11 protein-coding genes are annotated in these 15,599 nt (G+C 71.8%); 1 reads left to right on the top strand and 10 read right to left on the bottom strand.

Going from position 1 to position 15,599, the window contains the following annotated elements; genetic code table 11:
- The 8 genes from pgi to ACIRPX_RS14795 form a co-directional block, all read right to left on the bottom strand.
- The gene (gene pgi / locus ACIRPX_RS14760) at nt 1-1,665 is read right to left on the bottom strand and encodes a glucose-6-phosphate isomerase (protein WP_404193412.1); all 1,665 of its coding nucleotides are present in this window, start codon (nt 1,663-1,665) and stop codon (nt 1-3) included.
- 1 nt (nt 1,666) lies between these two features.
- Nucleotides 1,667-2,593 (bottom strand): glucose-6-phosphate dehydrogenase assembly protein OpcA, encoded by a 927-nt coding sequence (gene opcA, locus ACIRPX_RS14765; RefSeq protein ID WP_404193414.1) that lies wholly within the window; start codon nt 2,591-2,593, stop codon nt 1,667-1,669.
- On the bottom strand, nt 2,590-4,143 hold the full coding sequence (gene zwf / locus ACIRPX_RS14770; RefSeq protein ID WP_404193417.1) for a glucose-6-phosphate dehydrogenase: 1,554 nt from the start codon (nt 4,141-4,143) through the stop codon (nt 2,590-2,592). Before zwf ends, opcA begins: the two co-directional genes overlap by 4 nt.
- Nucleotides 4,140-5,312, bottom strand: a complete 1,173-nt coding sequence (gene tal, locus ACIRPX_RS14775) for a transaldolase (RefSeq protein ID WP_404193419.1) — start codon at nt 5,310-5,312, stop codon at nt 4,140-4,142. The genes zwf and tal overlap by 4 nt, the downstream gene beginning before the upstream one ends.
- Before the next feature lie 19 nt (nt 5,313-5,331).
- Entirely contained in the window at nt 5,332-7,407 is a 2,076-nt protein-coding gene (tkt, locus tag ACIRPX_RS14780) for a transketolase (RefSeq protein WP_404193421.1), read from the bottom strand.
- A gap of 209 nt (nt 7,408-7,616) precedes the next feature.
- On the bottom strand, nt 7,617-9,014 hold the full coding sequence (locus ACIRPX_RS14785; protein ID WP_404193424.1) for a glycoside hydrolase family 16 protein: 1,398 nt from the start codon (nt 9,012-9,014) through the stop codon (nt 7,617-7,619).
- Between the two features lie 206 nt (nt 9,015-9,220).
- Nucleotides 9,221-10,453 (bottom strand): Ig-like domain-containing protein, encoded by a 1,233-nt coding sequence (locus ACIRPX_RS14790; RefSeq protein WP_404193427.1) that lies wholly within the window; start codon nt 10,451-10,453, stop codon nt 9,221-9,223.
- 497 nt (nt 10,454-10,950) lie between these two features.
- The gene (locus ACIRPX_RS14795; protein WP_404193430.1) at nt 10,951-13,053 is read right to left on the bottom strand and encodes an MMPL family transporter; all 2,103 of its coding nucleotides are present in this window, start codon (nt 13,051-13,053) and stop codon (nt 10,951-10,953) included.
- 208 nt (nt 13,054-13,261) lie between these two features.
- Between ACIRPX_RS14795 and ACIRPX_RS14800 the strand changes: the two genes are divergently transcribed.
- Nucleotides 13,262-13,669 (top strand): VOC family protein, encoded by a 408-nt coding sequence (locus ACIRPX_RS14800; RefSeq protein WP_404193432.1) that lies wholly within the window; start codon nt 13,262-13,264, stop codon nt 13,667-13,669.
- Here ACIRPX_RS14800 and ACIRPX_RS14805 read toward each other — a convergent pair.
- Nucleotides 13,666-14,334, bottom strand: a complete 669-nt coding sequence (locus ACIRPX_RS14805; protein WP_404193435.1) for a response regulator — start codon at nt 14,332-14,334, stop codon at nt 13,666-13,668. The two genes, ACIRPX_RS14800 and ACIRPX_RS14805, sit on opposite strands and share 4 nt — an antisense overlap.
- On the bottom strand, nt 14,331-15,515 hold the full coding sequence (locus ACIRPX_RS14810) for a sensor histidine kinase (RefSeq protein WP_404193438.1): 1,185 nt from the start codon (nt 15,513-15,515) through the stop codon (nt 14,331-14,333). Before ACIRPX_RS14810 ends, ACIRPX_RS14805 begins: the two co-directional genes overlap by 4 nt.
- Between the last annotated feature and the right edge of the window lie 84 nt (nt 15,516-15,599).

The raw sequence follows: 15,599 nt of genomic DNA on the forward strand, positions 1-15,599 counted from the left end.
TCACTTCACTTCCTTGAGCTCGCGGTACGCGGCCACGAGAGCGGTGGTGGAGGGATCGAGACCGGGAACGTCCGTGCCGTCCGTCAGGGCGGGCTCGACGCGCTTGGCGAGGACCTTGCCCAGCTCGACGCCCCACTGGTCGAAGGAGTCGATGTTCCAGACGGCGCCCTGCACGAACACCTTGTGCTCGTAGAGGGCGATCAGCTGGCCGAGGACCGACGGGGTCAGCTCGCGGGCCAGGATCGTGGTGGTGGGGTGGTTGCCCAGGAAGGTCCGGTGCGGCACCTGGGCCTCGGGCACGCCCTCCGCGCGCACCTCCTCGGCCGTCCTGCCGAAGGCCAGCGCCTGGCCCTGCGCGAACAGGTTGGCCATCAGCAGGTCGTGCTGCGCGGCCAGTTCGCCGCTCAGCTCGCCCGACGGGCGCGCGAAGCCGATCAGGTCGGCGGGGATCAGCCGGGTGCCCTGGTGGATCAACTGGTAGTAGGCGTGCTGGCCGTTGGTGCCGGGTGTGCCCCACACCACCGGGCCGGTCGACCAGCCCACCCGGTGGCCGTCGCGGTCCACCGACTTGCCGTTGGACTCCATGTCCAGCTGCTGGAGATAGGCGGTGAACTTCGACAGGTAGTGGCTGTAGGGCAGCACGGCATGGGACTCGGCGCCGAAGAAGTTGCCGTACCAGATGCCCAGCAGGCCCAGGATCAGCGGGGCGTTGGCCTCGGCCGGCGCGCCGCGGAAGTGCTCGTCGACGATACGGAAGCCGTCGAGCATCTCCCGGAAGCGGTCCGGGCCGATGGCGATCATCAGGGAGAGGCCGATCGCCGAGTCGTACGAGTAGCGGCCGCCGACCCAGTCCCAGAACTCGAACATGTTGTCCGGGTCGATGCCGAACGCGGTGACCTTCCCGGCGTTCGTCGACAGCGCCACGAAGTGCCGGGCGACCGCCTTCTCCTCGCCGCCGAGCCCGGCGAGCAGCCAGGAGCGGGCCGCGGTGGCGTTGGTGAGGGTCTCGATCGTGGTGAAGGTCTTGGAGGCGACGATGAAGAGCGTCTCCTCGGGGTCCAGGCCGCGGACCGCCTCGTGCAGGTCGGCGCCGTCGACGTTGGAGACGAAGCGGAACGTCAACTCCCGTGCGGTGAAGGTGCGCAGGGCCTCGTACGCCATCGCCGGCCCGAGGTCGGAGCCGCCGATGCCGATGTTGACGACGTTGCGGATGCGCTTGCCGGTGTGGCCGGTCCAGGCGCCGGAGCGGACGCGGCCGGCGAAGTCGGCCATCTTGTCCAGCACGGCGTGGACCCGGGGCACGACGTTCTCGCCGTCGACCTCGATCACCGCGTCCCGGGGCGCCCGCAGCGCCGTGTGCAGCACCGCGCGGTCCTCGGTGACGTTGATCCGCTCACCGCGGAACATGGCCTCGCGCAGCCCGGACACGTCGGTGGCGGCGGCCAGCTCCTGCAGCAGGGCGAGGGTCTCGTCGGTGACCAGGTGCTTGGAGTAGTCGATCCGCAGGTCGCCGACGCGCACGACGTACCGCTCGGCGCGGGCGGGGTCCGCCGCGAACAGCTCACGCAGCATCGGGTGGTGCAGCGCCCGCGCGCGGTGGTCCTCCAGAGCGGTCCACTCGGGGCGCCGGGTGAGCCGGGGGGAGTCGGCCGAAGAGTCGGACATGTCAGACGGTCTCCTTGGTGGCCTCGCCGCGCAGGGCGACGGCGTACATCTCGTCGGCGTCGAGGCGGCGCAGCTCCTCGGCGATGAGCTCGGACATGGTGCGGACCTTCAGCGCGAGGGTGCGCGGGGGCTGGTCCGGCAGGGTCAGCGTGGCCAGCGGGCCCTCGGGGCGGTCGATGACGATGTCGCCGCCGGCGGTGCCGAGGCGGACGGTGGTGACGACCGGGCCGTCGGTGACCACGCGGTCGATGCTCACGTTCAGCCGGGCCTCCAGCCAGCGCGCGAGCAGTTCGGCGGCCGGGTTCTCGGCCTCGGCCTCGACGGCGCCCGAGACGATCTCCGTGCGGGCCTGGTCCAGCGCCGCGGCCAGCATCGAGCGCCACGGTGTCAGCCGGGTCCAGGCGAGGTCGGTGTCACCGGGCGCGTACGAGCGGGCCCGCTGCTCCAGCGCCACCAGCGGGTCCGCGACCGCGTACAGGTCGGTGATCCGGCGCTGGGCGAGGGCGCCGAGCGGGTCCTTGGCGGGCACCTCCGGCGCGTCCACCGGCCACCACACCACGACCGGGGCGTCCGGCAGCAGCAGGGGCAGGACGACCGAGTCGGCGTGTTCGGACACCTCGCCGTAGGTGCGCAGCACGACCGTCTCGCCGGTGCCGGCGTCGGAGCCCACCCGCACCTCGGCGTCCAGCTTGGAGGCGACGCGGTCGCGCGGGGTGCGGGCCTGGCGCCGGATGACGACCAGGGTGCGCGAGGGGTGCTCGTGCGAGGCCTCCTCCGCGGCCTTGATCGAGTCGTAGGCGTTCTCCTCGTCCGTGACGATCACCATCGTCAGGACCATGCCCACGGCGGGCGTGCCGAGGGCGCGGCGGCCCTGCACCAGCGCCTTGTTGATCTTGCTTGCCGTGGTGTCGGTCAGGTCGATCTTCATGGCCTGCGCCAGCTCCGTCCGTCTCGTGCGAGCATCTCGTCGGCTTCCTCGGGTCCCCAGGATCCCGATGCGTACTGCGCGGGCCTGCCGTGGTCCGCCCAGTACTTCTCGATCGGGTCGAGGATCTTCCAGGACTCTTCCACTTCCTGGTGACGGGGGAACAGGTTGGCGTCGCCGAGCAGTACGTCCAGGATGAGCCGCTCGTACGCCTCCGGGCTGGACTCGGTGAAGGACTCGCCGTAGGCGAAGTCCATCGTGACGTCCCGGATCTCCATCGAGGTGCCCGGCACCTTGGAGCCGAAGCGGACCGTCATGCCCTCGTCCGGCTGGACGCGGATGACGATCGCGTTCTCGCCGAGCTCCTCGGTGGCGGTCGAGTCGAAGGGGGAGTGCGGCGCCCGCTGGAAGACGACCGCGATCTCGGTGACCCGGCGGCCCAGGCGCTTGCCCGTGCGCAGGTAGAAGGGGACGCCGGCCCACCGCCGGTTGTCGATCCCGACCTTGACGGCCGCGTAGGTGTCGGTCCTCGACGTGGGGTCGATGCCCTCCTCCTGGAGGTATCCGGCCACCTTCTCGCCGCCCTGCCAGCCCTCGGCGTACTGCGCGAGCACCGTGCTGCGGCCCAGGTCGTCGGGCAGCCGCACCGACTTCAGCACCTTGAGCTTCTCGGTGAGCAGCGCCTCGGCGTCGAAGGCGATGGGCTCCTCCATCGCGGTCAGGGCCATCAGCTGCAGCAGGTGGTTCTGGATGACGTCGCGGGCGGCGCCGATGCCGTCGTAGTAGCCGGCCCGGCCGCCGATGCCGATGTCCTCGGCCATGGTGATCTGCACGTGGTCGACGTACGAGCGGTTCCAGATGGGCTCGTACATCTGGTTGGCGAAGCGCAGCGCCAGGATGTTCTGGACGGTCTCCTTGCCCAGGTAGTGGTCGATGCGGAAGACCTGGTCCGGATCGAACACGTCGTGCAGCAGCGCGTTCAGCTTGCGGGCGCTGGCCAGGTCGTGCCCGAACGGCTTCTCGATGACCGCCCGCCGCCAGCCGTCCTGGGGGGCCTTGGCCAGTCCGTGCTTCTTCAGCTGCTGGACCACCTTCGGGAAGAACTTCGGCGGTACGGAGAGGTAGAAGGCGTAGTTGCCGTTGGTCCCGCGCGCCTTGTCGAGCTCGTCGACCGTGCTGCGCAGCAGCTCGAACGCCGTGTCGTCGTCGAAGTCGCCCGGGATGAACCGCATGCCCTCGGCGAGCTGCTGCCACACCTCCTCGCGGAACTCCGTCCGCGCGTGCTCGCGCACCGCGTCGTGCACGACCTGCGCGAAGTCCTGGTCCTCCCAGTCCCGGCGGGCGAAACCGACGAGCGAGAAGCCCGGCGGCAGCAGACCGCGGTTGGCCAGGTCGTAGACGGCCGGCATCAGCTTCTTGCGGGACAGGTCACCGGTGACGCCGAAGATGACGAGCCCGGAGGAGCCCGCGATACGGGGCAGCCGCCGGTCGCGCTCGTCGCGCAGCGGATTGGTCCAGTCGAGATCCGCCTCGGTCGCGGCCTGATCGGTCATTCTGCGTCGACCCCCTTGCTGTCCAGGGACTTCGTCACGGTGTTCAGCAGGTCCTCCCAGGCCGTCTCGAACTTGGCGACGCCCTCGTCCTCCAGCTGCTGGACCACCTCGTCGTAGGAGATGCCGAGCGCCTCGACGGCGGCCAGGTCCGCGCGGGCCCGGTCGTAGCCGCCGGTCACCGTGTCACCGGTGATGCCGCCGTGGCCGGCGGTGGCGTTCAGCGTGCCCTCCGGCATCGTGTTGACGGTGCCGGGCGCGACCAGCTCGTCGACGTACAGGGTGTCCTTGTACGCCGGGTCCTTCACCCCGGTGGAGGCCCACAGCGGGCGCTGCGGGTTGGCCTGCGCACCGGCGAGGGCGGTCCAGCGCGCCGACGGCCGCGTCGGGCCGGCGACGGAGCCGAACACCTCTTCATAAGCCTCGTACGCGAGCCGTGCGTTCGCCAGCGCGGCCCTGCCCCTCAGGGCGAGCGCCTCGTCGGTGCCCAGCACGGTCAGGCGCTTGTCGGTCTCGGCGTCGACTCGGGAGACGAAGAAGGAGGCGACGGAGTGGATCGTGGCCAGGTCCAGGCCCCTGGCCTGCGCCTTCTCCAGGCCGGCCAGGTAGGCGTCCATGACCTCGCGGTAGCGCTCCAGCGAGAAGATCAGCGTGACGTTGACGCTGATGCCCCGGCCGACCACCTCGGTGATCGCCGGGAGCCCGGCCTTCGTCGCCGGAATCTTGATCATGACGTTGGGGCGGTCGACCAGCCAGGCGAGCTGCCCGGCCTCGGCGACGGTGGCCCTGGTGCGGTGCGCGAGACGCGGGTCGACCTCGATCGAGACCCGGCCGTCACGGCCGTCGGTCGCCTCGTACACGGGCCGCAGGACGTCGGCGGCGGCGCGCACGTCGGCGGTCGTCATCATCCGTACGGCCTCGTCGACGGTGACGCCCCGCACGGCGAGGTCGGCGAGCTGCTCCTCGTAGCCCTCGCCGGAGCCGATGGCGGCCTGGAAGATGGAGGGGTTGGTGGTCACGCCCACCACGTGGCGGGTCCGGACGAGCCGGGCCAGGTCGCCGGAGGCGATGCGCCTGCGCGAGAGGTCGTCCAGCCAGACGGAGACGCCTTCGCCGCCGAGGCGTTCGAGGGCTCCCACCGCGGGCGCGGTTGCTTCGGTCACAGTGATCATCTTCTTTCTGGCGATCGGATCAACGGCGGACGGCGGCCAGGGATTCCCGGGCCGCGGCGGCGACGTTCTCGGGGGTGAAACCGAACTCGGCGAACAGGGTCCCGGCGTCGGCGGAGGCACCGAAGTGCTCGAGGGAGACGATGCGTCCGGCGTCACCCGTGAAGCGGTACCACGTCAGGCCGATGCCCGCCTCGACCGCGACGCGGGCCTTCACCGAGGGCGGAAGGACGCTGTCGCGGTAGGCGCGCGGCTGCTCCTCGAACCACTCCACGGACGGCATCGACACCACGCGCGTGCCGGTGCCCTCGGCCTCCAGCCGCGCGCGTGCGGCGACGGCGAGCTGCACCTCGGAACCGGTGGCGATCAGAATCACGTCCGGCGTCGCGGTCGAGGACTCCTCCAGGACGTAACCGCCCTTCGCCGCGTCGGGGTTGGGCGCGTAGGTGGGTACGCCCTGGCGGGTGAGCGCGAGGCCGTGCGGAGCCGGCCGGGTGGAGTGCCGCCGCAGGATCTCGGCCCAGGCGACCGCGGTCTCGTTGGCGTCGGCGGGCCGGACCACGTTCAGGCCGGGGATGGCGCGCAGCGCGGCCAGGTGCTCGACCGGCTGGTGCGTGGGTCCGTCCTCACCGAGACCGACGGAGTCGTGCGTCCACACGTACGTCACCGGCAGCTGCATCAGGGCCGACATACGGACGGCGTTGCGCATGTAGTCGGAGAACACCAGGAAGGTGCCGCCGTAGATGCGGGTGTTGCCGTGCAGGGCGATGCCGTTCATCTCCGCGGCCATCGAGAACTCGCGGATGCCGAAGTGGACGGTGCGGCCGTACGGGTCGGCCTCCGGCAGCGGGTTGCCCCTCGGCAGGAAGGACGAGGCCGGGTCGATGGTGGTGTTGTTGGAGCCGGCCAGGTCGGCGGAGCCGCCCCACAGCTCGGGCAGCACCCCGCCGAGCGCCTGCAGCACCTTGCCGGAGGCGGCGCGCGTGGCGAGAGCCTTGCCCTCCTCGAAGACCGGCAGGGCGTCCTGCCAGCCCTCCGGCAGCCGCCCGGCCACGATCCGGTCGAACAGCTCGGCCCGCTCGGGGTGGGCGCCGCGCCACTTGTCGATCCGCTTGTCCCAGGCGGCGTGCGCCTCGGCACCGCGGTCGAGGGCCTCGCGGGCGTGGGCGAGCACGTCGGCGTCGACCTGGAACGACCGCTCGGGGTCGAAGCCGAGCACGCGCTTGGTGGCGGCCACCTCGTCGGCGCCGAGCGCCGAGCCGTGGGAGGCCTCGCTGTTCTGCGCGTGCGGGGCGGGCCAGGCGATGATCGTGCGCATCGCGATGATCGAGGGGCGCCCGGTCTCGGCCTGCGCGGCCGTCAGCGCCGCGTGCAGCGCGGGCACGTCGACGTCGCCGCTCTGCGCCGGCTCGACGCGCTGGGTGTGCCAGCCGTAGGCCGCGTAGCGCGCGAGGACGTCCTCGGAGAACGCGGTCGCGGTGTCGCCCTCGATGGAGATGTGGTTGTCGTCGTGGAGGAGGACCAGGTTGCCGAGCTTCTGGTGGCCGGCCATCGAGGAGGCCTCGGCGGAGACGCCCTCCTCCAGGTCGCCGTCGGAGACGATCGCCCAGACGGTGTGGTCGAAGGGGGAGGTGCCCTCGGGGGCCCCGGGGTCGAACAGGCCGCGCTCGTAGCGGGCGGCCATCGCCATGCCGACGGCGTTGGCGACGCCCTGGCCGAGCGGTCCGGTGGTGGTCTCCACACCGGCCGTGTGCCCGTACTCGGGGTGACCGGGGGTCTTGGAGCCGTGGGTCCGGAAGGCCTTCAGGTCGTCCAGGCCGACCTCGTAGCCCGCCAGGAACAGCTGGGTGTAGAGGGTGAGCGAGGTGTGGCCGGGGGAGAGCACGAAACGGTCCCGGCCGGTCCACTCGGGGTCGGCGGGATCGTGACGCATCATCTTCTGAAAGATCGTGTAGGCGGCCGGGGCCAGGCTCATCGCGGTGCCGGGATGGCCGTTGCCCACCTTCTGCACCGCGTCGGCCGCCAGCAGGCGGGCAGTGTCGACCGCACGCCGGTCGAGTTCGGTCCATGTGAAGCGGTCCGGTGTCTGCGTGCTCATCTTCAAGAAGTCCTCGATCGAAGCGATTCTGCTGCTCGGATGCGTTCAAATCTAAAAGTCTGACTTTTGAGCCGGAAGGTCGCCTGCAGCACACCGAACAGACGCCGGCGGCGTTCCGGGCGGAACTGCGGTAGGCCCGAAACCGCCGGCCGGCACGGGTGATGCCCCGCGAGGAGGGGTGTCCTCGCGGGGCATCGTCATGTGCGGGGTCAGTGGCCGAAGTCGAACCAGTTCACGTTCACGAAGTCGGCCGGCTGGCCGCTGGTGAAGGTGAGATACACGTCGTGCGTCCCGGTCACCGAGCTGATGTTGGCCGGGACGGTTCTCCACGACTGCCAGCCGCCCGTGTTGGACAGTGCGAAGCTGCCGATCGGTGCGTTGCTGCGGCTGTCCAGGCGCACCTCGACCAGACCGCTGACGCCGCTCGCCGCGCCGCTCGCCACCCTGGCCTTGAACTGGGTGGCCGCCGTGGAGCCGAAGTCGACGCCCTTGTAGAGCGCCCAGTCGCCGTTGGCGATGTAGCCGATGTCCTGTCCGCCGCCGCTGTCCGTGGTGCTCTCGGCGGTGACGCCGGACTGGCTGTCGTAGGACTCGGCCTGGATGGGGCTGTAGGCGTCGCGGTTGCCGCTGGGCGGCGGTGTGGTGCCACCACCGCCGGACGAGAGGACCTGGACGTAGTCCACGACCATCGGGTGGCCGGACTCGGTGGCGCTGGTCGGACCGCCCCCGAAGGCGTCCGGGAAGCCGCCGCCCATCGCCACGTTCAGGATCACGAAGAAGCCGTGGTCGGTGGCGTTGGCCCAGGTCGTCGCGTCCATCTGACTGGCCGTCACGGTGTGGTAGTTGACGCCGTCGACGTAGAAGCGGATGGCCTCGGGGCTGACCGAGCGGTCCCACTCCATGCTGTAGGTGTGGAAGCCGGACTGGCAGGTGCTGCCCGGACAGGCGATCGAGTTGCCGATGCCCGTCGTCTCGTTGCAGGGACCGCCCGGATTGGTGCCGCAGTGCATGGTCGCCCAGACCTTGTTGATGCCCTGGACGTTCTCCATGATGTCCAGTTCACCGACGCTCGGCCAGTTCTGGTAGTTGCCCCGGTAGGGCGCGCCGAGCGCCCAGAACGCCGGCCAGTAGCCCGCGGCCGCGTCACCGGTGACGTTGGGCATCTGGATCCGGGCCTCGACGCGCAGCTTGCCGCCCGCCGGGGGCTGGAAGTCGGTGCGGGTGGTCTCGATCCGGCCGGAGGTCCAGTGGCCGGACACGTCGCGCACCGGGGTGATGCGCAGGTTGCCGTTGCCGTCGAGCGCGACGTTGTTGGTGCTGCTGGTCATCCTCTCGACCTCGCCGGTGCCCCAGTTGGCGGCACCGCCGGGATAGGAGGTCCCGGTGTCGTACTGCCAGTTGGAGGTGTTGACGCCGGTTCCGGCGGAGCCGTTGAAGTCGTCGAGGAAGACCTGGTTCCAGCCCGACGGGGGAGTCGGGGCGGACGCGCTGGCGGACTGGGTGGTCATGGTGGCGGCCGCGGCCACCAGGCCGAGGGTGCCGACGGCGGCGACGACGGCCCGCCGCAGCGAGCGTCGTCTGTGGTGCGTGCCGGAGGTGTCACTCATGCGGGGTGCCTCCCGGGGACGGAGTGAGATGCGCTGGATGCCATGAGGTCCGATATTTCTGAGAGCGCTCTCAGAGTGGCCCCAATGTGCTCCCGGTGCCTCCGGTCGTCAAGAGTTGAAGCAGGCAAAGTCTCTCTGCGGCAGGTGAGTTCACCCCATGAACGGCATATGTGCCGGAGCTCGGCGCGCACATCCCGGTCGTGGCACTAGACGGCGCTGCCCTTCTTCCACTCCGGCCACGACAGGTTCCAGCCGTTGAGCCCGTTGTCCGGCTCGACGGTGCGCTCGCCCGAGTTCTTCACGACGACCACGTCGCCGAGCATCGAGCTGCTGTAGAACTTGTAGCCCGCCACCGAGGTGTCGTCCGCGCCCTTGGTGTCGTGCAGGCCCACACAGCCGTGGCTGGTGTTCTCGTGGCCGAACACCGCGGTGGACGCCCAGTAGTTGCCGTGCACGAAGGTGCCGGAGGTGGTCAGGCGCTGGGCGTGCGGGACGTCGGAGATGTCGTACTCGTCGCCGAGCCCGACCGTCGAGGACTCCATCCGGGTCTGCCGGAACCGCTCGCTGATCACCATGATCCCGGACCAGGTGGTGTGCTCGGAGTCGCCGCCGGAGACCGGGTAGGTGGCGTGCACCGCCCCGTCCCGCTTCACCACCATCTCCTTGGCCGACAGGTCGACGGTGCTGATCTGCTCGCGGCCGATGTGGAAGGTGACGTCCTTGGACTGTGTGCCGTAGACGCCGTCCGCGCCCTCGACGTCCTTCAGCCGCAGGCTGAGGGTGATCTTCGTGCCGGCCGCCCAGTACGTCTCGGGACGGAAGTCGAGCCGGGTGTCGCCGAACCAGTGGCCGACCACCTCCACGGCCGGCTCGGCGGTCACGGTGATGGCCTTCTGGACCGCGGCCCGGTCCTCGACGGCGTGCGTGAAGTTGATCGACACGGGCATGCCGACGCCGGAGGTGGAGTCCGCCTCCGGCGTGAAGTAGCCGACGAACGTCTCCCCGGGCGACTTCGTGGTGAAGGTCGCGGTCTCGGCCGAGCCGCCCTCGGCGGCGGCGGACACCGTGTACTTCGTCCCCGAGTACGGGTTCGCGGTCGAAGTCCACCTGGTCTTGGCCGTGTTGAGGGAACCGGCCAGCGTCGAGCCGTCGTTCCCGGTGACCTTCACCGAGGCGAGCGTGCCGTCGGTCACGGTCACCTCGACGGGGCTCGAGAACGCGGCCTTTCTGGTGCCGTCCGCGGGGGTGACCGAGATCGTGGGCTTCTTCGCCGCGGCCTTCGTGCTCGTCCGCACCGCCTCCGGCGAGGCGTCCGCCGAACCGCTGCAGCCGGTCAGCGCGGCGGCGGCCGGCGCGATGCCCAGCACCGCCAGCAGCCCGCGCCGGGACCACGTCCGCGACGGCTGCTCGGACCGGTTCGATATGTGCGCAACGCCCACGGCTGGCCTTCCTGGGATGTCCGTCTTCTCCGGGTGCATCCTGCGCCGCGTAACTTTGTTGCTCCTTTGAATCCGCGGGCCGGTTCCTGAGATTCCTGTGAGGAACCGTGTGGAGGGCCGGCTCGCGGGCGGGAGCGATCGGGCCGCCTCACGGCCACCTCACGGTCGCCCCCTGGCCTCTTACGGAGGCACCTCCCAGGCGAGTCGGCCCGGTTCTCGCCGGGGTCCTGGAGCACCGGCGCCCCGGAGGGCCGGGGGCGGTTCCGCCGACGTTCTGCTCCTGGTTCCGCGCCGGGGCGGCGGCAGCCTCGGCCCGGAGGGGCGTCGAGGGGAGAGCGCTCCGCGCCCTCGTCCCGGCGGGCCGCCGCGGTGGAGGACCGCCCGGAGCGGAGGCGCGCGGCGCGGGCCGCGGGACCGACCGTGCGCGGGGGGTCTGCCGGCCCGCGGGCGAAAGGGGTGACGTCCGCGGCCCGGCCCGCGGACGTCGGCGGGGAAGCTCACGCGTTCGTCGTCGCCCGCTCCCGCGGCGCCGCCCCCTCGCTCAGGCCGAATCGGTCGTGCGCCCGCCGGAGCGGCTTCGGCGACCACCAGGCACGGCGGCCCAGGAGGGTCGTCGTGGCGGGCACGAGCAGCATCCGAACGACGGTCGCGTCGATCAGGACCGCGAGGGTGAGACCGAGGCCGATCTGGAGGATGGGGGAGAAACCGCCCGTCATGAAGGCGCCGAAGACGACGGCGAGGAGGAGGGCGGCGCAGGTGACGACCCGGCCCGAGCGGCGCAGCCCGGTCACCACGGCCGCCTGGGGGTCGCCGGTGGCGAGCCATGCCTCGCGCATCCGGGCCAGGATGAACAGCTCGTAGTCCATGGCCAGTCCGAAGGCGATCGCGACGATCAGCGGGGGTGCCGTGAGGCTGAGCGCGCCCAGGCCCTCGGCGCCCAGCACGCCGGCCAGATGGCCGTCCTGGAAGACCCACACCACCACGCCGAGGGCGGCGCCCAGACTGAGCAGTGTGGTCACGACGGTGCGCAGCGGGATCAGCACCGACCCGGTGAAGGCGAAGAGCAGCACGAAGATGCCGGCCAGCACGGTCACGGCGGCCCAGGGTGCCCGCGCGGCGAGCATGGCGCGGAAGTCGACCAGACGGGCGGCCGGGCCGGTCACCTCGACGGGCTGGTCTCCGCGCAGGGCGCGGACCTCGTCGACCAGGGCCGTGGCCCGGGCGCCGTCGACCCGGCCGGACGGCTGAAGCCGGACGACCCTCGCGCCGCCCGGCAGTTCGCGGGACCGGGCGGCCGGGGAGAGGGCGCGGATCCGGTCCGCGGTCGCGCTGTCGGTGCCGGGCCCGAGGAGGACGGTGACCGGTGAGACGCCGGTACCGGACGGGAAGTGCGCGTCGACGGTGTCGTACAACTGCCGTGCCTCGGTGCCGGCCGGCAGCTGGGTGGCGTCGCCGATCTCGATCTTCATGCCGGTGACGGGCAGGGCGAGGACGAGCAGGGCCGGTACGACGGTGACGAGCACGGCGATCCGGCGGCGGGCCGCGAAGCGGGCGACGCGGGCGAAGAAGCGGCCCTCCTCGCCCTCCGGCCGCACCTTCGCCGGGGTGATCCTCGCGCCGAACTTCACCAGCAGCGCGGGCAGGAGCGTCACCGCGGCCAGCATGTCGACGACGACGACCGCCGCCACGGCCAGCCCCATGCTGCGCAGGAACACGCTGGGGAAGACCAGGAGCCCGGTCAGGCTGACGGCCACCGTGAGCCCGGAGAACAGGACCGTCCGCCCGGCCGCGGCGACCGTCCGGTGCACCGCCGTCACGACGTCCGCGGTGTGCCGGCGCTCCTCGAGGAAGCGGACCAGCATCAACAGGGCGTAGTCCACGGCCAGTCCGAGGCCCAGCATGGTGGTCACCTGGATCGCGTAGACGGAGATGTCGGTGACCTGGCTGAAACCGAACAGAGCCAGGAACGCGCCCGCGATCCCGCTGACCGCGATCACCAGCGGCAGTGCGGCCGCGCGCAGTCCGCCGAACACCACGAGCAGCAGGGCCAGTACGACGGGCAGCGAGATCAACTCGGCGTTCTTGACGTCCTGCTGGGCGCGCTCGCCGAGCTGTGTGCCCAGCAAGGGGCCGCCGCTGACGTGGACCTGGGGCGCGTCGATCTGCCGGATGCGGTCGCGGGCCGCCGTCACGGCCCGTTCCTCGGCGTCGTCGGTGAGGCCGCCCTCAAGTGTGACGGGGAGGATCAGCGCCTGTCCGTCCGCGGCGGTCAGGCCGCGTGTCGTGTACGGGTCCGGTACCGCGGCGACCCCCGCGACGGCGCGCACGTCCGCGACGGCCCGCTCGACCTGGCGGCGCAGTGCGGGATCGGAGACCGCGACGCCCGCGACGACGCCGGTGATCGACTCACCGGTCGGGTCGGTGCGGTCCAGATACCGGGCGGCGTGCTCCGACTCGGTGCCCGGGACCTCGGGCACGTTGTCGGAGAGCCGTGCGAAGACGCCCGTCCCCAGCCCGAAGCCGAGCAGCAGGAAGAGCGCCCACAGAAGGATGACGGTCAGCGGGCGGCGGGTCGCGGCCCGGGCGAGGCTGGAGAGCACGGTGCCTCCCGGCAAGTGGTCGGTTCTCGACGCCCCCAGGTTCGTCCCGGCGGGGGTGGTCCCGGATCGCCGGAGGGAGCGGTTCGGGGGCCTGGGCCGTACGAGGGAGGCGGGGGTCCTTCTCCCCCTCAGGAGGGAGAAGGGGGAATCGCCGGGCCCGGCGGCGCGGTTGACGCAGCCAGGTACCCGTACGTCCCGAGGAGCCCTCATGTCCGACGCACCGGCCGTCCGCGAACTCCGTCTGGTGGTCACGGCCGACGACTACGACACGGCCCTGCGCTTCTACCGCGACGTGCTGGGCCTGCCCGAGCGCGCCGCGTACGCCTCGCCCGACGGACGGGTCACCATCCTCGAGGCAGGCCGCGCCACGCTGGAGCTGACCGACCCGGGCCACGCCGCGTTCATCGACGACGTCGAGGTGGGGCACCGCGTGGCCGGGCACGTCCGGGTCGCCTTCGAGGTCGGTGACGCGGCCGCCGCCACGGCGCGGCTGTCCGCCGCGGGCGCCGAGGTGCTCGCGGAGCCGACGCGGACCCCGTGGAACTCGCTCAACTCGCGGCTGGAGGCTCCGGGCGCACTGCAGCTCACCCTCTTCGAGGAGCTCGGCACCCCCTAGGCGGAGCCCGGTGTCACCAGCCCCGTCTCGTACGCGCAGATCACCGCCTGCACCCGGTCCCGCAGGCCGAGCTTGCTCAGCACGTTGCTGACATGGGTCTTCACGGTGTGCTCGCTGACGAACAGGGTCGTGGCGATCTCGGCGTTGGACAGGCCGCGGGCCAGCATCCGCAGGGTCTCCACCTCGCGGGCGGTCAGCGCGTCCAGCCGCTGCGGGGGCACCTCGGTCGCGGCCTCCTCCCGGCGGCGCCGCACGATGTCCGCGACCAGCCGGCGGGTCACCGTCGGCGCGAGGAGGGAGTCGCCGGCCGCCACGACGCGCACGGCGTGCACCAGGTCGTCGCGGCGCACGTCCTTGAGCAGGAAGCCGCTGGCGCCCGCGTGGAGCGCCTCGTAGACGTACTCGTCCAGGTCGAACGTGGTCAGCATGACGACCTTGCAGGCGGACTGCGCGCACACCCGCCTGGCCGCCTCCAGCCCGTCCATCACGGGCATGCGGATGTCGAGGAGCAGCACGTCCGGCGCGTGCAGCCGCACCGCCGCGACCGCCTCGGTGCCGTCACCGGCCTCGGCGACCACCTGGATGTCGTGCTGGGCCTCCAGGATCATGCTGAAGCCGCTGCGGACCAGTTCCTGGTCGTCGGCGACGACCACCCGGATGCTCACCCCAGGGCCGCCTGCCGGCCGGCGGTGGCGGGCAGGCGTACGACGACGCGGAAGCCGCCGTCCGGCCCGGATCCGGTCTCGGCACCGCCACCGCACGCGGTGGCCCGTTCCCTGATGCCGATCAGGCCGTGCCCGCCGCCCGGTGCCGTGGGTCCTTGCCCGTCGTCCGTCACGGTCAGGATCAAGTGGTCCTCCGCCCAGTCGAGTTCGACGGTCGCGCGGGAAGCGTACGCGTGCTTGACCGTGTTGGTCAGCGCCTCCTGGGTCACGCGGTAGACGGCGACCTCGGCGTCCGGCGGCAGGGCGCACGGCTCGCCCCTGGTCCGCAACTCGACGTGCAGGCCCGTCGATTCGGCGACCTGGCGGACCAGGGTCGGCAGGCCGGCGACGCAGGGCTGCGGCGACGTACCGCTTCTCTGCTCCTCCTTGAGGACTCCGAGGATGCGCCGCAGCTGCGCCATGGCGTCCCGGCCGGCCGCGGCGATCGCCTCGAAGGAGGCCTCCGCACGGTCCGGATCGCTGCGCACCACGACCGGCCCGGCCTCCGCCTGCACCACCATCAGGCTCACCGCGTGGGCGAGGACGTCGTGCATGTCCCGGGCGATGCGGGCGCGTTCCTGGGCGAGGGCCCGCGCGGTGTCGGCGGCGCGCTCCCGTTCCAGCCGCCGGGCCCGGTCCTCCACGGCGGTGGTGTAGGCGCGCTGGACCCGGGCGAGCGTCCCGAGGCCGTACGCGCACAGGATGGTCAGCAGGTGGAAGGCGTACTCGAAGGGGCGGGCGTGCTCCTTGTGCTGCATGGTCAGGGTGATGCCGACGAGCCAGCCCGCCAGCATCAGCCGCCGCTGCCAGACGGGGGAGCGGGCCGCCAGTGTGTAGAGGACGACCAGGCCGCCCCAGACCACGTCGGGCGGGGGCGCGTGATAGACGGCCATCGCCGGTGTCGCGGCCGAGACGACCCATGCCGTGGCGAAGGGCCGGCGCCGCCGCCACACGAGTGGCACGGCGGTGGCGGCCCCCAGCAGCCAGCCCTGCAGGCTCAACGGGTCGTCCCCCTCGTCGGGGAACAGCCACTGCAGGGAGACCGCGAACAGCACGAGTGCGGCGAGTGCGGTGTCGACGGCGTAGGGATTGGCCGTGCGCAGGCGTGCGGCGGCCCGCGTGAACCAGGACTGCGGGGACATGGGCGGCTCCTCGGGGCAAGGGCAGCTCCAGTATCACGACGGCCGCGCGGGCGGGCCTCGCCGGTGCGAGGGATATCCGGGCAC

The sequence above is a fragment of the Streptomyces sp. NPDC101225 genome (genome assembly GCF_044767585.1).
Lineage (GTDB): Bacteria > Actinomycetota > Actinomycetes > Streptomycetales > Streptomycetaceae > Streptomyces.

Bases quoted from the DNA above. Each gene is read 5' to 3' on its own strand.
- pgi (WP_404193412.1), bottom strand. From the start codon at position 1,665: ATGTCCGACTCTTCGGCCGACTCCCCCCGGCTCACCCGGCGCCCCGAG.
- opcA (WP_404193414.1), bottom strand. From the start codon at position 2,593: ATGAAGATCGACCTGACCGACACCACGGCAAGCAAGATCAACAAGGCG.
- zwf (WP_404193417.1), bottom strand. From the start codon at position 4,143: ATGACCGATCAGGCCGCGACCGAGGCGGATCTCGACTGGACCAATCCG.
- tal (WP_404193419.1), bottom strand. From the start codon at position 5,312: ATGATCACTGTGACCGAAGCAACCGCGCCCGCGGTGGGAGCCCTCGAA.
- tkt (WP_404193421.1), bottom strand. From the start codon at position 7,407: ATGAGCACGCAGACACCGGACCGCTTCACATGGACCGAACTCGACCGG.
- ACIRPX_RS14785 (WP_404193424.1), bottom strand. From the start codon at position 9,014: ATGAGTGACACCTCCGGCACGCACCACAGACGACGCTCGCTGCGGCGG.
- ACIRPX_RS14800 (WP_404193432.1), top strand. From the start codon at position 13,262: ATGTCCGACGCACCGGCCGTCCGCGAACTCCGTCTGGTGGTCACGGCC.
- ACIRPX_RS14810 (WP_404193438.1), bottom strand. From the start codon at position 15,515: ATGTCCCCGCAGTCCTGGTTCACGCGGGCCGCCGCACGCCTGCGCACG.